Annotated in this window: 17 protein-coding genes; 10 read left to right on the forward strand and 7 right to left on the reverse strand. The window is 60.6% G+C overall.

Translation table 11 applies throughout. From position 1 onward, the window contains the following. Positions 1–44: 44 nt before the first annotated feature. Genes BMX27_RS02705 through BMX27_RS02735 form a run of 7 tightly spaced genes read left to right on the forward strand, consistent with a single transcriptional unit; the run spans position 45 to position 5,367 of the window. On the forward strand, positions 45–746 hold the full coding sequence (locus BMX27_RS02705; RefSeq protein WP_056030551.1) for a response regulator transcription factor: 702 nt from the start codon (positions 45–47) through the stop codon (positions 744–746). 4 nt (positions 747–750) lie between these two features. Further along, positions 751–2,460, forward strand: a complete 1,710-nt coding sequence (locus tag BMX27_RS02710) for a sensor histidine kinase (protein WP_090158350.1) — start codon at positions 751–753, stop codon at positions 2,458–2,460. 25 nt (positions 2,461–2,485) lie between these two features. Continuing rightward, positions 2,486–2,905, forward strand: a complete 420-nt coding sequence (locus tag BMX27_RS02715; RefSeq protein ID WP_090158351.1) for an HPr kinase/phosphorylase — start codon at positions 2,486–2,488, stop codon at positions 2,903–2,905. Continuing rightward, on the forward strand, positions 2,898–3,824 hold the full coding sequence (gene rapZ, locus BMX27_RS02720; RefSeq protein ID WP_090158352.1) for an RNase adapter RapZ: 927 nt from the start codon (positions 2,898–2,900) through the stop codon (positions 3,822–3,824). The genes BMX27_RS02715 and rapZ overlap by 8 nt, the downstream gene beginning before the upstream one ends. Further along, a complete protein-coding gene (locus BMX27_RS02725; RefSeq protein ID WP_090158353.1) occupies positions 3,821–4,213 on the forward strand; it encodes a PTS sugar transporter subunit IIA in 393 nt (130 codons plus the stop codon). The genes rapZ and BMX27_RS02725 overlap by 4 nt, the downstream gene beginning before the upstream one ends. Position 4,214: 1 nt before the next feature. Then, entirely contained in the window at positions 4,215–4,484 is a 270-nt protein-coding gene (locus BMX27_RS02730) for an HPr family phosphocarrier protein (RefSeq protein ID WP_056030568.1), read from the forward strand. After that, on the forward strand, positions 4,477–5,367 hold the full coding sequence (locus BMX27_RS02735; protein ID WP_256212372.1) for a lysophospholipid acyltransferase family protein: 891 nt from the start codon (positions 4,477–4,479) through the stop codon (positions 5,365–5,367). The genes BMX27_RS02730 and BMX27_RS02735 overlap by 8 nt, the downstream gene beginning before the upstream one ends. Here the strand turns inward: BMX27_RS02735 and BMX27_RS02740 are convergent. After that, entirely contained in the window at positions 5,334–6,209 is an 876-nt protein-coding gene (locus BMX27_RS02740; protein ID WP_090158726.1) for a 3-hydroxybutyryl-CoA dehydrogenase, read from the reverse strand. The genes BMX27_RS02735 and BMX27_RS02740 overlap by 34 nt on opposite strands. Positions 6,210–6,355: 146 nt before the next feature. Between BMX27_RS02740 and BMX27_RS02745 the strand changes: the two genes are divergently transcribed. Then, on the forward strand, positions 6,356–7,207 hold the full coding sequence (locus BMX27_RS02745) for a DUF6473 family protein (protein ID WP_090158355.1): 852 nt from the start codon (positions 6,356–6,358) through the stop codon (positions 7,205–7,207). 54 nt (positions 7,208–7,261) lie between these two features. Here the strand turns inward: BMX27_RS02745 and BMX27_RS02750 are convergent, their stop codons facing one another. From BMX27_RS02750 to BMX27_RS02775, 6 genes are all read right to left on the reverse strand, one after another. Next, positions 7,262–8,188: an electron transfer flavoprotein subunit alpha/FixB family protein gene (locus BMX27_RS02750; protein ID WP_090158356.1), complete on the reverse strand. Its 927-nt coding sequence runs from the start codon at positions 8,186–8,188 to the stop codon at positions 7,262–7,264. Further along, positions 8,188–8,946: an electron transfer flavoprotein subunit beta/FixA family protein gene (locus BMX27_RS02755; RefSeq protein ID WP_090158357.1), complete on the reverse strand. Its 759-nt coding sequence runs from the start codon at positions 8,944–8,946 to the stop codon at positions 8,188–8,190. Before BMX27_RS02755 ends, BMX27_RS02750 begins: the two co-directional genes overlap by 1 nt. 140 nt (positions 8,947–9,086) lie before the next feature. Beyond that, positions 9,087–9,659: a cob(I)yrinic acid a,c-diamide adenosyltransferase gene (locus tag BMX27_RS02760; protein WP_090158358.1), complete on the reverse strand. Its 573-nt coding sequence runs from the start codon at positions 9,657–9,659 to the stop codon at positions 9,087–9,089. Positions 9,660–9,661: 2 nt separating this feature from the next. Further along, complete coding sequence (locus BMX27_RS02765) at positions 9,662–9,865, reverse strand: twin transmembrane helix small protein (RefSeq protein WP_056030581.1); 204 nt, start codon at positions 9,863–9,865, stop codon at positions 9,662–9,664. Positions 9,866–9,922: 57 nt separating this feature from the next. Further along, on the reverse strand, positions 9,923–10,747 hold the full coding sequence (locus BMX27_RS02770; protein ID WP_090158359.1) for an SDR family NAD(P)-dependent oxidoreductase: 825 nt from the start codon (positions 10,745–10,747) through the stop codon (positions 9,923–9,925). A 38-nt stretch (positions 10,748–10,785) separates the two neighbouring features. Continuing rightward, positions 10,786–11,346, reverse strand: coding sequence for an SH3 domain-containing protein (locus BMX27_RS02775; protein ID WP_177172630.1), 561 nt, complete (start codon positions 11,344–11,346; stop codon positions 10,786–10,788). 142 nt (positions 11,347–11,488) lie between these two features. On the opposite strand from BMX27_RS02775, the gene BMX27_RS02780 reads away from it, so the two are divergent. Then, positions 11,489–13,831 (forward strand): DNA topoisomerase IV subunit A, encoded by a 2,343-nt coding sequence (locus BMX27_RS02780; protein ID WP_090158361.1) that lies wholly within the window; start codon positions 11,489–11,491, stop codon positions 13,829–13,831. 122 nt (positions 13,832–13,953) lie between these two features. Then, the gene (gene tuf / locus BMX27_RS02785; RefSeq protein WP_090158362.1) at positions 13,954–15,129 is read left to right on the forward strand and encodes an elongation factor Tu; all 1,176 of its coding nucleotides are present in this window, start codon (positions 13,954–13,956) and stop codon (positions 15,127–15,129) included. Positions 15,130–15,229 lie beyond the last annotated feature (100 nt).

A 15,229-nucleotide genomic window follows, 5' to 3' on the forward strand; every position in this document is an offset into this window, starting at 1 on the left:
GAAAAAAGCAGGCAATAATAACATAGAGCAGTAGGGGAAAACCCATGTCCAAAATCGCTTTGGTGGACGACGACAGGAATATCCTGACGTCCGTATCCATGACTCTCGAGGCCGAAGGTTTCGAGGTGGAAACTTATAACGACGGTCAATCCGCACTCGACGCATTCAATCGCAGCATGCCCGATATGGCGGTCCTAGATATCAAGATGCCGCGCATGGACGGCATGGATCTGTTGCAGCGTTTGCGTCAGAAAACATCGATGCCGGTCATTTTCCTGACGTCCAAGGACGACGAAATCGACGAGGTGCTCGGCCTGCGCATGGGTGCAGACGATTACGTCAAGAAGCCGTTCAGTCAGCGTCTGCTGGTCGAACGCATCCGGGCGCTGCTGCGCCGGCAGGATGCAATCGGCGGCGAGGTCATCGACGAGACCGAAGAAACGAAAGTCATGGTGCGTGGTGATCTGACGATGGATCCGCTGCGGCATGCCGTGAAATGGAAAGGTCGGGATGTTTCCCTGACCGTGACGGAATTCCTGCTGCTTCAGGCACTTGCGCAGCGTCCAGGCTTTGTCAAATCGCGCGACCAGCTGATGGACGTCGCCTATGACGATCAGGTCTATGTCGACGACCGCACGATCGACAGCCACATCAAGCGTCTTCGCAAGAAGATGCGCACCGCCGACGATGAGTTTTCGGCGATCGAGACGCTGTACGGTATCGGTTATCGCTACAACGAAGACTGATCCGATGACCGATGCATCCGGCCACATCGACGTGCGTGACCTGAACTCGGTGCGTCAGGCGGCCCAACAGCCACGATTGCTGTTGGGCGACGACTGGGTTGCGCCGCAATCGATGCTGGAACGCGAAATCGCGGATCGACGCAGGGGGCGGCATTTGTTGAACCTGCGCAGGTCTCCGATCGCGCGCAAGATCATCACGTTCAACCTCTTTGCCATGATCCTGCTGGTTGCCGGGGTCCTGTATATCAACCCGTCGCGCGAAAACCTCGCGTTTCAACGGGCCAATGGTCTGATCAGCGAGGCCGAACTGATCGCTGACGTGCTGGAGGTGCGGCTGCCGGCCTCTGCTGCCAGCAACCTGAGCAGCGGAAATGGCCTTGATGTCGCGTTGACCTTGCAGGCTATCGCGCTGCGCGGTGGTATTGATGTCAATGTTTACAACACGACAGGGACGTTGGTCGCGCAGTCTGCCGGTGCGGTTTCGGATGCCATCGCTGACGATCGGACATTCATCCTCGACTTGTTCACTTCAATCTGGGGCGGGTTGCAGAAAATCGTGACCCCCGTCACCACGCAGATCAGCGATACGACACTGACTGCGGACGATATTGCGTCTGTGTTGTCAGACGGCACCGATTTGCGGACACTTCAGACCGTGTCGGGCACGAATTTTCTGGTTGTTACGCCGATCATGCAGGCCGGGCAGGCGATTGGCGTGGTATCTGTCAGTAGCGCCCCGGGCGAGCTGGACGCATTTCTGCGGCGTGAACGCGAGCAGGTCTTGCGGCTGTTTTTTGTCAGCATCCTGATCAGTGTCTCGCTCAGCCTTGTGCTTGCTTCGACCATCGCGAACCCTTTGGCTGATCTGGCGGCAGCCGCTGAACTGGGCCGGGACAAGAACGCGCGCAAGATCGCGCCGACCCGCATCCGCATTCCTGATCTGACAGCCCGCCCTGACGAGATCGGGCGTTTGTCGGGCGCACTGCGCGGGATGGTTCAGGCGCTGTACGAAAGGATCGAAGGCAACGAGCAGTTCGCGGCTGACGTGGCTCACGAAATCAAGAACCCACTGGCATCCCTGCGGTCGGCCGTCGGCACGATGCGCGTGGCCAAACGCGACGATCAGCGCGAAACCCTGCTCAAGGTCATCGAGCATGACGTCAACCGGCTGGATCGCCTGGTCAGCGATATTGCCAATGCATCGCGGCTTGATTCAGAACTGGTCAAGGAAGAAGAAGAAACCTTTGACCTGGTCAAGATGCTGGGCAACCTGAACGAGTTTCTGGCCAAGGAAGCCGCCGAGAAGAAGGTCGAATATATTTCCGATCTGCCGGATCAGCCGCTCCTTGTTCAAGGCCTCGAAGGTCGTCTGGCGCAGGTCTTTGTGAACCTGATCACCAACGCGATTTCGTTCTGCGAGGACGGCGACGCGATCCGCGTCTGGGTGCGCCGCCGCGAAAACCGCGTGTTGGTCGTTGTCGAAGATACCGGCCCCGGCATTCCCGACGGTGCGCTGAAAAAGATTTTCACTCGCTTCTATTCCGAACGCCCCGCGGGTCAGTTCGGAAACAACTCTGGCCTGGGACTGGCGATCAGCAAACAAATCGTCGAGGCGCATAACGGTGTGATCTGGGCCGAAAACATTCGCCCCACACAAGCCGACATCACGTCAGAGCCGCTGGGCGCGCGTTTTGTCGTCGGTCTTCCGATCTGATGCGCATCACGCGTCACGGCTGAGAATGACAAGTGTACTCTTGCACGCCAGCAGTGTTGCGCTGGCTGGCCGCGCAATATTGATTGTCGGGGCGTCAGGGCGCGGCAAATCTGCGTTGGCAATCCAGCTGATGGCGCTGGGCGCAGGTTTGATTTCTGATGATGCGACGCGTGTCAGCCTGCGCGATGGTAGCCTGTTCGCCGCGGCCCCACCGCGCCTTGCCGGGTTGGTCGAGGCCCGTGGCATCGGTATTCTGTCGGTCCCAGCCGCGCTTTCGGCGCGGGTGGCGTTGATCGTGGACATGGACATCGATGAAACTGATCGCCTGCCACCGCGCCGCACGCGAGAGGTGCTGGGTTGCGCACTGCCCTTGATCTACCGCGGTGACCCGACCACATTTGCCAGTGCATTAATTCTCTTGTTGCAGGGCCACCGCCATGCCTGACCTCGCCGACACGCCGCTTCAGACCGATCGCAGTGTGCAGACGCTGTTGGTGACCGGGCCGTCCGGCGCGGGCCGGTCAACCACGATCAATGCTCTCGAAGACATCGGTTTCGAGGTGATCGACAACCTGCCGCTTTCGCTGTTGCCGATCCTGCTGAGGCGCAAGGCAAAGGTGCCTCTGGCGCTGGTTCTGGACGTCAGGAACCGCGATTTCAGTGTCGACGCCTTGATCGGGGCCATCGATCAGCTGACGCTGGATCTTGGTGATGCGGGGCAGGTTCTCTATCTGGATGCCGAAAACGCGGTTCTCGAACGCCGCTATTCAGAGACACGCCGCCATCATCCGATGGCCCCGGCTGGCCCGCCACTGGTCGGCATTACCGCCGAAAAAGAGCTGCTGGCCCCGATCCGCGCGCGTGCTGACCAGTTGATCGACACCTCACACATGAGTCCCCACGACCTGAGGGCCGAGATCGAGGGACACTTTGCCCCCGGACAGGGCAAGCTGCTGGGGGTGTCGGTGCATTCCTTTTCCTACAAACGCGGGCTGCCGCGGGGCCTGGACATGGTTCTGGATTGCCGTTTTCTGCGGAATCCGCATTGGGACGCTGCATTGCGCCCGCTGGATGGCCGGGACGCCAGTGTGGCAACCTACGTCGGCCAGGATCCGCGCGCGGATGAATTCTTTGGTCGGGTCAACGATCTCGTTGCGCTCTTGCTGCCCGCGCACAAGGACGAGGGACGGGCGCATCTGGCAATCGGTTTCGGCTGTACCGGAGGACAACACAGATCCGTTGCCATGGCCGAAAGACTCGCCACGTCCCTTGCGCAGGCGGGCTGGCCCGTGTCTATTCGCCACCGAGAGTTGGAGCGTCGCGCACAGGCTGGCGTCGGCACAAATCAAGGATCGTCAACTTGATCGGTATCGTGATCGTTGCACATGGCAATCTGGCCAAGGAATACCTTTTGGCCGTCGAACATGTCGTGGGCCGTCAGGATGGCATGATCGCGGTCACCATCGGCCCCGAGGACGACCGTGCGGCCAAGCAGCAGGAAATCTGCATCGCCGCCGATGACGTTGATACCGGTGACGGTGTCGTCGTGGTCACGGATATGTTCGGCGGTTCGCCCAGCAATCTGTCACTGCGTGCGTGCAGCGTCGACAACCGCCAGATCCTCTATGGTGCGAACCTGCCCATGTTGATCAAGCTCGCGAAATCCCGTCGCAAATCAGTGCCGGACGCCGTCAGCGCGGCCATCGACGCGGCACATCGATATATCAACGCGCACAGCGTAGGACCAAAATAATATGGCCAGCCGACATCTGGAAATCACGAACATCAAGGGCCTGCACGCCCGCGCATCGGCCAAGCTGGTCGAGGTGGTGGAAAACCACGATGCGACGGCTGTGGTGCGCAAGGATGGCATGAATGCCGGTGGCGACAGCATCATGGGTCTGCTCATGCTGGCGGCAACAATCGGAACGTCGATCGAGGTCGAAACCAGCGGTCCGGAGGCTGACAAGCTGATGGATGCCATTGACGCCCTCGTTCGCGATAAATTCGGTGAAGGTGACTGAAGCCGTACCGGACCAGCCGCGCAGATCCGACACGGTCGCCTATGACCGTCGCGCGCTCAGCTATGCCGCGTCATTTGACAGCCCGGCCCGTCGGGCGTTTGTGCGGGGCGTGGAATGGCTGACGGGCAAGTTGGTCGTGCTGCGTATGGTGCGGACATTCGAACAAATGGGGCCTGTAACCGGACTGGGATTCTGGCAGGCTGCCTTGCAGGCGCAAGGCATTACGATCACCACCCCGGCCGAACAGATCGCACGGATTCCGGACTCGGGTCCTGTTGTTCTGGTGGCAAACCATCCGCACGGCATGGTCGATGGCATGGCGTTGGCCGCGCTGATCGGTCAGCGTCGCGATGATTTCAGAATCCTCAGTAGATCGCTGTTGGCAGGACTTGATGCAGAGGCCGCGCGTTACATGATCCCAGTTCCGTTCCCCGATCATCCCGACGCGCATCTGGACATGATCGCAATGCGCCGTGCGGCAATGGCGCATCTGGCAGACGGCGGTCTCATCACTCTTTTTCCGGCTGGCGTTGTTGCGACGTCGGACAGCCTGCTGGGGCCTGCAATCGAGGCCGACTGGAAGGTTTTTACCGCAAAGATGATCCGACTGTCGGGGGCAACGGTCGTGCCGTGCTATTTCCCCGGTGCCAATTCGCGTGCCTATCAGATTGCGAACCGCATCTCGCCATTACTGCGTCAAAGTCTGCTGCTGCATGAAATCGTACGTCTGCGAAATACTGCGATGGCACCGGTTATCGGCGCCCCAATTCCATTTGCACAGCTCGCGCCCCGCCTGGGTGATCCGCGCAGCCTGATGTCATGGCTGCGTGCGCAGACACTGGCGCTGGGTCAGCGGGTCGGAACGGGCACGTCACCGCGATAGTCATAGAAACCGCGTTTGGATTTGCGACCCAACCAGCCTGCTTCGACATATTTGGTCAGCAGGGGGCAGGGGCGGTATTTCGTGTCGGCCAGCCCGTCATGCAGCACATTCATGATCGCAAGGCAGGTATCCAACCCGATGAAATCCGCCAGTTCCAGTGGCCCCATCGGGTGATTGGCCCCCAGTTTCAGGGATGTGTCTATGGATTGCACCGACCCCACGCCCTCGTACAGGGTATAGATCGCTTCGTTGATCATCGGCATCAGGATGCGGTTCACGATAAAGGCGGGGAAATCCTCTGACGCGGTGCTGGTTTTCCCCAGGCGTTCCACGACCTGTTCGCAGGCGGCAAAGGTGTCCTGATCGGTGGCGATACCGCGGATCAATTCCACAAGCTGCATGATCGGCACCGGGTTCATGAAGTGGAACCCCATGAATTTTTCGGGCCGGTCGGTGCGGCTGGCCAGGCGGGTGATCGAAATAGATGACGTGTTCGATGTCAGGATCGTGTCGGGTTTGATATGCGGGATCAGATCCTCGAAAATCGCTTGCTTGATCGTCTCGCGTTCCGTTGCGGCCTCGATGATAAGATCCGCGCTGCCCAAATTGGTCAGCTTGGGGGTCGTGGTGATCCGCTTCATCGCGGCGACCTTGTCCGCATCGCTGATCATGTCGCGCGTGACCTGCCGCGTGAGGTTGCGGTCAATCAAGGCGACGGCCTTGGTCAAGGCATCCTCGCTGACATCGGTCAGCAGAACGTCATAGCCTGCGACCGCGAAAACATGCGCAATCCCATTACCCATCTGACCGGCACCGACGATTCCGACTTGTTCGATTGCCATCAATTCACCCCAGCTGCTTTGGCGTACCATAGGCTGTGGTGGCTACTGCCTTCAAGGCATCATGGCTGACGCATCCGCCTTAGGGATTTGGCAATGGGTTTGCCCCAGTCTGGCAAAAGTTGTTGCTGGGCGAACGGGATCTGCCGATGAAACAGGATGTGTTCGATACGGAAAATCTGGACAGGTTATCGTGTCGATATGGCATGTCGCGGCTGCAATGCCGCGGCCCGCAACGCAGTCTGGACGGGGATTACATCGCATTTGTGGGTGGGACGGAAACCTATGGCAAACTGATCGACCAGCCATTTCCGGCCCGTGTGGAACATCTGGTGGGCATGACATGCGTGAATTTCGGATGTGTCAACGCGGGTGTCGATGCCTTTGTCAACGATCCGACTGTCATGCGGGCCTGCGCACAGGCGCGGATGACAGTCGTTCAGGTGATGGGGGCCAACTACCTGTCCAACCGTTTCTATTCGGTTCATCCGCGCCGAAATGACCGGTTCTTGCGGGCGTCCACCGTCTTGCAGGCCATCTATCCAGAGGTGGATTTTTCGAATTTCACCTTTACGCGGCACATGTTGGGTGACTTGCTGGACAAATGCGCCGACCGGTTTGACATCGTCGTCAGCGAACTGCGTGCGGCCTGGGTGGCACGCATGCAAAGTCTGCTGGGACAAATCGGACCGAATGCGGTCCTGCTGTGGTTTTCGACCGAAACGCCAGATGACACGCCCTGGCAGGAACGTTCAGCCTTGCTGAGTGCGGAACCGTTGTTCGTGAACGCCACCATGATTGATGCTTTGCGTCCGCTGGTGCACGACCTGGTAGTTGTCCAGCCGCCGCGCCGGGGTGGTCCTGTCGGAATGCGCGGCATGTTTTTTTCGGCACAACAGCGTCAGGCCGTATCGGAACTGATGGGTCCTTCTGCCCATGCGGATGCAACTGTTGCACTGACACAAAAACTGGGGGCCTTGCTGGGCGTCACCACCACATGAAAAAGGGGCGCACCGTTCCCGGCACGCCCCCTTGGGACACTGATGGCAGTGAACCTACAATTTGCCGGTCAACTCGGGCACGGCGTCAAACAGATCCGCGACAAGTCCATAGTCGGCAACCTGAAAGATCGGTGCTTCTTCGTCCTTGTTGATCGCCACGATGATCTTGCTGTCCTTCATACCGGCAAGGTGCTGGATCGCACCGGAAATGCCGACAGCAACATACAGATCAGGTGCCACGACCTTGCCTGTCTGACCAACCTGCCAGTCGTTCGGCGCGTAGCCGGAATCAACCGCCGCGCGCGATGCGCCAACGGCGGCACCCAACGTATCGGCCAGTTTCTCGATCATCGCAAAGTCTTCTTCGGACCCGACGCCACGGCCGCCGGACACAACGATACCGGCGCTGGTCAGTTCGGGGCGGTCGCTCTCTGCGACCTTGTCCTCGATCCATGTCGACAGGTCGGATGCGTTTGCACCGTCGATGTTTTCGACGGCTGCGGACCCGTTCATACCGGCGGCGTCGAATCCGGCTGTGCGGATCGTCATGACCTTTTTGGCATCAGCGGATTTCACTGTTTGCACGGCGTTGCCCGCATAGATCGGACGTTCGAACGTGTCGGCGTCAACCACGCCAGTCATCTCGGAAATGATCTGCACGTCCAGCAGGGCCGCCACACGTGGCATGACGTTTTTCGCATCCGTCGTGCCCGGTGCAGCGATATGGCTGTAGTCGGCGGCCAGTTTCACGATCAGGTCCGCAGTCGGTTCCGCCAGGCGGTGACCAAGTGCTGCATCCTCGGCGCAGAGCACGCGAGCCACGCCGTCGATCTTGGCCGCATCGGCGGCGGCGGCACTGGCAGAGGCACCAGCGCACAGCACGGTCACATCGCCCAGACCGGCGACAGCGGACACGGCCTTGCCTGTCGCATCAACGTTCAGTGCACCATCGGTCACTTCGGCAATCAGAAGAACAGCCATTACACAGCCCCCGCTTCTTTGAGTTTTTCGACAAGTTCATCGACAGATTTCACCATGATCCCGGCGGCACGTTCTGCGGGTTCGGTCGTTTTGATGATTTCCAGACGCGGGCTGACGTCGACGCCGTAGTCGGCAGGTGTCTTTTCATCCAGCGGTTTTTTCTTGGCCTTCATGATGTTCGGCAGCGACGCGTAGCGCGGTTCGTTCAGGCGCAGATCGACGGTCACGATGGTCGGCATCTTGACCTTGATGGTCTGCAATCCGCCATCGACCTCACGCGTGACGGTGGCGTGATCGCCGTCAACATCGACCTTGGACGCAAAGGTCGCTTGCGACCAGCCCAAGATCGCCGCCAGCATCTGGCCCGTCGCGTTCATGTCGTTGTCGATCGCCTGCTTGCCGCACAGCACGAGGCCGGGCTGCTCTTCGTCGACGATCCCCTTGAGGATCTTGGCGACGGCCAGCGGTTCGATGTCGTTGTGCACATCGTCAGACGCCAGCACGAGGATCGCACGGTCAGCGCCCATTGCGAGGGCGGTGCGCAGCGTTTCCTGGCACTGCTTGACGCCGATGGATACGGCGACGACCTCTTCGACCTTGCCTGCCTCGCGCAGACGGATCGCCTCTTCGACGGCGATCTCATCGAACGGGTTCATCGACATTTTGACGTTGGCCAGATCGACACCCGAACCGTCCGCCTTGACGCGGACCTTTACGTTATAGTCGATGACGCGTTTGACCGGTACCAGCACCTTCATCGCGGCTCACTCCCATGCAATTTTATCTCGCACCTTTGAGATAACGACAGGGCACAAATTACAATAGGACAAAGCGCCGTTTCGCGTTTCGGACGCGACGTTGTTTACGCGCACGTCAACGAATGTGGGCGTTTGCGGTCCTAGCGGTTTGCGCCCGGCACCCACAAAACGTCGTCGCGGCCATCGTCGTTGGCGATGCGGCTTGCCTGAAAAAACCAGTCCGACAGCCGGTTGAGGTATTTGGTGGCTGCCGGATTGACGTCCTCGGCCGCAGCCAGTTCGACGCACAGACGTTCGGCGCGGCGGCTGACGGTGCGGCACAGATGCAGATGCGCCGACAGGGCAGACCCACCCGGCAGGACAAAACTGCGCAGCGGTTCGACCGCTTGGGTCATCGCGTCGATTTCCTGTTCCAGACGGTCAACCTGCGCATCGCTCATGCGCAGCGGCGGATATTCTGCCTTGGCGTCGTTGGCCATGTCCGGGCGGCACAGGTCGGCCCCCAGATCGAACAGGTCATTCTGGATGCGCGCCAGCTGCGCGTCGACATCGCCGCTGGCATGCAGGCGGGCCATCCCGACAGTGGCGTTCACCTCGTCCACAGTGCCGTAGGCGTTGACGCGATCCGCGTATTTCGGAACGCGTGTGCCATTGCCCAACGCGGTATCACCCTTGTCGCCGGTGCGGGTGTAGATCTTGTTCAATACGACCATGTTCAGTTGCCTCCACGCAGAAATACGAACAGCAGAATCAGCAGCACCGCAACGAACTGTGCGCCGATCCGCCAGCGCATGATCTTGTTTGCGTTGCGTCGGTTGAATTCGCCGCCCTTGCCAAAGGACCCGACACCCAGAATCAGGATGCCCAGCACGATCAGGCAGGCGAGGGCTGCGAGGAGAAAGAGGGGATCACTGGCCATGGGCGCTCCTATCGTTGTAGCCCGGACATAGCAGGCACATCGTCAAAGACCAGCGGATCATCCGCGCGAAATCACCGCATCCAGCAGTCGCGTGGACAGCATCCGGCGCGCGATGCCTGCAAAATAGGTCGGTGTTGTCACGTAATAGCGTGGTTTCGGGCGCGGGTGTTCAAGCGCGTGGCGCAGCTTGGCGGTCACGGCGCTGGCGGGCAGTTGGAACTTGTCGGCACCGTCGTGATACAGCCGCTGTTTCAGCGCGTCGTACTGCGTCCGGCGGGCCGAATTTTCGGTATCGAACCAGCGCTCGAAGTGCGGGATCGCGTTTTCGCGGATGCGGCTGGCGATCGGGCCGGGTTCCAGCAGGATGACCTTGATCGGGGTGTCAGCCATTTCCAGCCGCAGCACGTCGGTCAGTCCTTCCAGCGCGAATTTAGTGGCGACATAGGCACCACGCCATTTCATGCCCACCAGCCCCAGAACAGACGAACAGTTCACGATGCGGCCATGTCCCTGCGCCCGCATGACCGGGATGACCTGCACGGTCAGGTCATGCACGCCGAACAGATTGGTCTGGAAAATCGCCTCCAGCCCGCCGCGCGGCAAATCCTCGACTGCGCCGGGGCAGGCAAAGGCACCGTTGTTGTACAGCGCATCCAGCGTGCCGCCCGTGGCGTCCAGCACCGCGGCCAGTCCGTCGCGGATGGTCTGCGGATCGGCATAGTCGATCAACGGTGCATCAAAGCCCATGCCGCGCAAGCGGTCGCAATCCGATTGTTTGCGGCACGATGCAAACACCCGCCAGCCTGCGTCGCGCAGACCAATCGCTGCATCATAGCCTATGCCGGACGAACAGCCTGTGATGAGGACGGTTTTTTGCGTCATGCCGCTTGATGCCGGGACAACAGTCGCGGCGCAAGGGGTCAGCCGGCTGTCAGCAGGCGTTCTGCCATCCACCCGGTCTGGCCGGTGCCGGGGATATAGACCCGCACCCATCCGGTGCCGTCACTGTCCATGATTTCAGCCTGCGTGCCCTGCGGCAGCGTGTCGATCACGTCAAAGGCCGTGCTGGGGCCGGACCGCATGTTCACAGCGCGTGCGGCAACCTCGCGGATCGGATTGATGGCACCAAGATCGGCACCACCCGTCCCTGACAGGGATGCGAAGGTGGGCTGCGTGTCGATGCCGATGACCTCGGTCGTGCTGCCTGTCGATGGCGTCGCCACGGGCAAGGCTGCCGCCTCTTGCTGGGATGCGGTGACCGGTTGTGCGGCGACCTGTGTCAGTTCGGCAGTATCTGCGCGGGTGGGTTGTTCCGGCAGATCCGGTACGGGCGCCGCGGCGACGGTCTGGGTGTCAGGTTCTTCCGGCTGGACTGCAGGGGCCTGCGCGATCCGTTCCTCGGGCACAAAATCCGCGCCGCCCGACAATTCGTAGAACGCGAATGCGAGTATGGCAAATGTACCGATAATGAATTTGCCCATGAGGCCCCCCGGTCGAATCGATCTTTGGCAGTTGCAGTCCAAACACCTTATCGTAATTCTTTGTTCCCGGTTGTCGGAAAATGCGCCCATGCTGTGCTTGCGTTGCCTTTACGCACCTCTGCGGCTTCGCTAGACCGTCGCCATGACAGACCCCACCGATGACACGCTTGGCCCGAATGATGTGACGGAAACGCTGCGGAGCGCCATTGGCGACCGCTATCTGACCTACGCGCTGTCCACGATCATGCACCGCGCCTTGCCGGATGCGCGCGACGGTCTGAAACCCGTGCACCGCCGCATCCTGTATGCGATGCGCGAATTGCGATTGTCCGCCACGGGCGGTTTCCGCAAGTCGGCCAAGATTTCGGGCGATGTGATGGGCAACTATCACCCCCACGGTGATGCCGCGATCTATGACGCGATGGCGCGTCTGGCGCAGGATTTCAACGTCCGCTACCCGCTGGTGGACGGTCAGGGCAATTTCGGCAACATCGACGGCGATAACCCCGCGGCCGCCCGTTATACAGAGGCGCGGATGACGGCCGCAGCCGAGGCTCTGATGGAAGGGCTGGCTGAAAACGCGGTGGATTACCGCCCGAACTATGACGGCACGCTCGAGGAACCGGTCGTGTTCCCCGCGGCCTTTCCGAACTTGCTGGCAAACGGGTCGTCCGGGATTGCCGTTGGCATGGCGACAAACATTCCGCCGCATAACCTGCATGAATTGATCGACGCCTGCCTGCATCTGATCAAATCGCCCAACGCAGGTGACGATACCCTGCTGCAATATATTCCGGGTCCGGATTTTCCGACGGGTGGCGTGATCGTCGAATCGTCCGAAAATATCGCCAACGCCTATCGCACCGGGCGCGGGTCGATCCGCCTGCGCGCGCGCCACGAGGTCGAGGACCTGGGCCGCGGTCAATGGCAGATCATCGTCACGGAAATCCCCTATCAGGTTCAGAAATCCAAGCTGATCGAAAAGCTGGCCGAGATCATCCAGACCAAAAAGGTGCCCTTGCTGGCCGATGTGCGCGATGAATCCGCCGATGACGTGCGCATCGTGCTGGAGCCGCGTGCGAAAACGGTCGATCCCGACATGTTGATGGGCATGCTGTTCCGCAATTCCGATCTGGAAACGCGATTCAGCCTGAACATGAACGTGCTCATCGACGGCCTGACGCCCAAGGTATGCAGCGTCAAGGAGGTGCTGCGCGCGTTCCTCGATCACCGTCAGGATGTGTTGCTGCGCAGGTCCCGGCACCGGCTGGCCAAGATCGATCACCGGCTCGAGGTGCTCGAAGGTTTCATCATCGCGTTCCTCAATCTGGACCGCGTGATCGACATCATCCGTTACGATGACGACCCCAAGCGCGCTTTGATGGCCGAGGACTGGGCGCAGAGCCATGTCAGGGCGACCGACGAAAAAGACTATGTCTCGCCGCTGGTTGCGGGTGCTGACCCCGAGGTCAGCCTGTCCGAGGTTCAGGCCGAAGCCATTCTGAACATGCGTCTGCGCAGTCTGCGTCGCCTCGAAGAGTTGGAGCTGATCGCCGAACGCGACGCCTTGATGGAGGAACGTGCCGGGATCGAAGACCTACTGGAGGACGAAGGCCTGCAGTGGAAACGTATCGCCGAACAACTGCGCGAAACCCGCAAGCAATTTGGCAAGGACAGCCCCGGCGGCGCGCGGCGCACCACATTCGGCGAGGCAGGAGAGGTGGCGGACGTCCCGATCGAGGCAATGATCGCGCGCGAGCCGATTACAGTCGTCTGCTCGCAGATGGGCTGGATCCGGGCCATGACGGGTCACGTCGCGCTGGACAAGGAACTGAAGTTCAAGGACGGCGACGGGCCGCGATTTGCGTTCCATGCCGAAACAACGGACCGGCTGCTGGTCTTTGGGTCGCTTGGGCGGATCTATACCTTGCAGGCCAGTCAGCTACCCGGCGGGCGCGGCATGGGCGAACCGCTGCGCCTGATGATCGACCTGCCCAACGATGCGGCGATCGTTGATATTCTCGTGCATCGTCCGGGCGAAAAACTGCTCGTTGCCTCGACCGAAGGTGACGGCTTTGTCGTGCCGGAAAACGATGTGATCGCGCAGACCAGGGCGGGCAAGCAGGTGCTGAACGTCAAGGAAGGTGCCGCCAAGGTCGTTCGCCGCGTTCAGGGTGACACCGTGGCCGTCGTGTCGGAAAACGGCCGGTTTCTGGTGTTCCCGGTTGCAGAGCTGCCGGAAATGGCACGCGGCAAGGGGGTGCGTTTGCAAAAATACAAACGGGTGTTCGGCAAGCAGGGCACGCTCGAACTGGACGGCGGTTTGGGGGATGTCACGACCTTTGACTGGGACAAGGGGTTGTCGTGGACGATGGGCGGCGGCAAGACCCGGACAGAAGAAGACATGTCCGAATGGAAAGCCGCCCGTGGCGGCGTCGGCAAACGCGCACCACACGGTTTTCCGAAATCAAACCGGTTCGACTAGACACGGCTCTGGTTCGGATTGGTGGGGAAACCTGCGCTTGATTTCCCGTGCGATCCACAATACATCGCCCGCGATGTTCAAAACGGGCCAGCAGCGGCCCCGCAAATCAAAAGGTGCCCGTCATGGCTAAGGCAAAGTTCGAACGTAACAAACCGCACGTTAACATCGGCACGATTGGTCACGTTGACCACGGCAAGACGACGCTGACGGCAGCGATCACCAAGTATTTTGGTGACTTCCGCGCCTACGACCAGATCGACGGCGCGCCCGAAGAGAAGGCCCGTGGCATCACCATCTCGACCGCGCACGTCGAGTACGAGACCGAAGGCCGTCACTACGCCCACGTCGACTGCCCCGGCCACGCCGACTACGTCAAGAACATGATCACCGGTGCCGCCCAGATGGACGGCGCGATCCTGGTCGTGAACGCAGCCGACGGCCCCATGCCGCAAACGCGCGAGCACATCCTGCTGGGTCGCCAGGTGGGCATCCCCTACATGGTCGTCTACATGAACAAGGTCGACCAGGTTGACGACGAAGAGCTGCTGGAACTGGTCGAAATGGAGATCCGCGAGCTGCTGTCCTCCTACGACTACCCCGGCGACGACATTCCGATCATCCGTGGTTCGGCCCTGCACGCCATGAACGGCACGCAGCCCGAAATCGGCGAAGAGTCGATCAAGGCGCTGATGGCAGCCGTTGACGAGTACATCCCGACACCGGCACGTGCGGTTGACCTGCCGTTCCTGATGCCAATCGAGGACGTGTTCTCGATTTCCGGCCGTGGTACGGTTGTGACCGGCCGTGTGGAACGTGGCGTGATCAACGTCGGCGACAGCATCGAGATCGTGGGTATCCGTGACACCAAGACGACGACCTGCACGGGCGTCGAGATGTTCCGCAAGCTGCTGGACTCCGGCCAGGCTGGCGACAACGTGGGTGTTCTGCTGCGCGGTATCGACCGTGAAGGCGTGGAGCGCGGCCAGGTGCTGTGCAAGCCCAAGTCGGTTGCACCGCACACCAAGTTCGAGGCCGAGGCCTACATCCTGACCAAGGAAGAGGGTGGCCGTCACACGCCGTTCTTTGCGAACTACCGTCCGCAGTTCTACTTCCGCACGACGGACGTGACCGGCACGGTTGTGCTGCCCGAGGGCACCGAAATGGTGATGCCGGGCGACAACCTGAAGTTCAACGTCGAGCTGATCGCACCGATCGCAATGGAAGACGGCCTGCGTTTCGCCATCCGTGAAGGCGGCCGCACCGTCGGCGCTGGCGTGGTGTCCAAGATCGTCGAATAAGCCGCACCGCGGGCATCGCCCGCAGCGACACACATCCGAAAGGCCGCCCCCGAAAGGAGGCGGCCTTTTGCTTGGCGGTGGGTTGCGTCATGATTGTCCG

It is taken from the genome of Loktanella sp. DSM 29012, from assembly GCF_900110705.1.
In the GTDB taxonomy this organism is placed as follows: Bacteria; Pseudomonadota; Alphaproteobacteria; order Rhodobacterales; family Rhodobacteraceae; genus Loktanella; species Loktanella gaetbuli.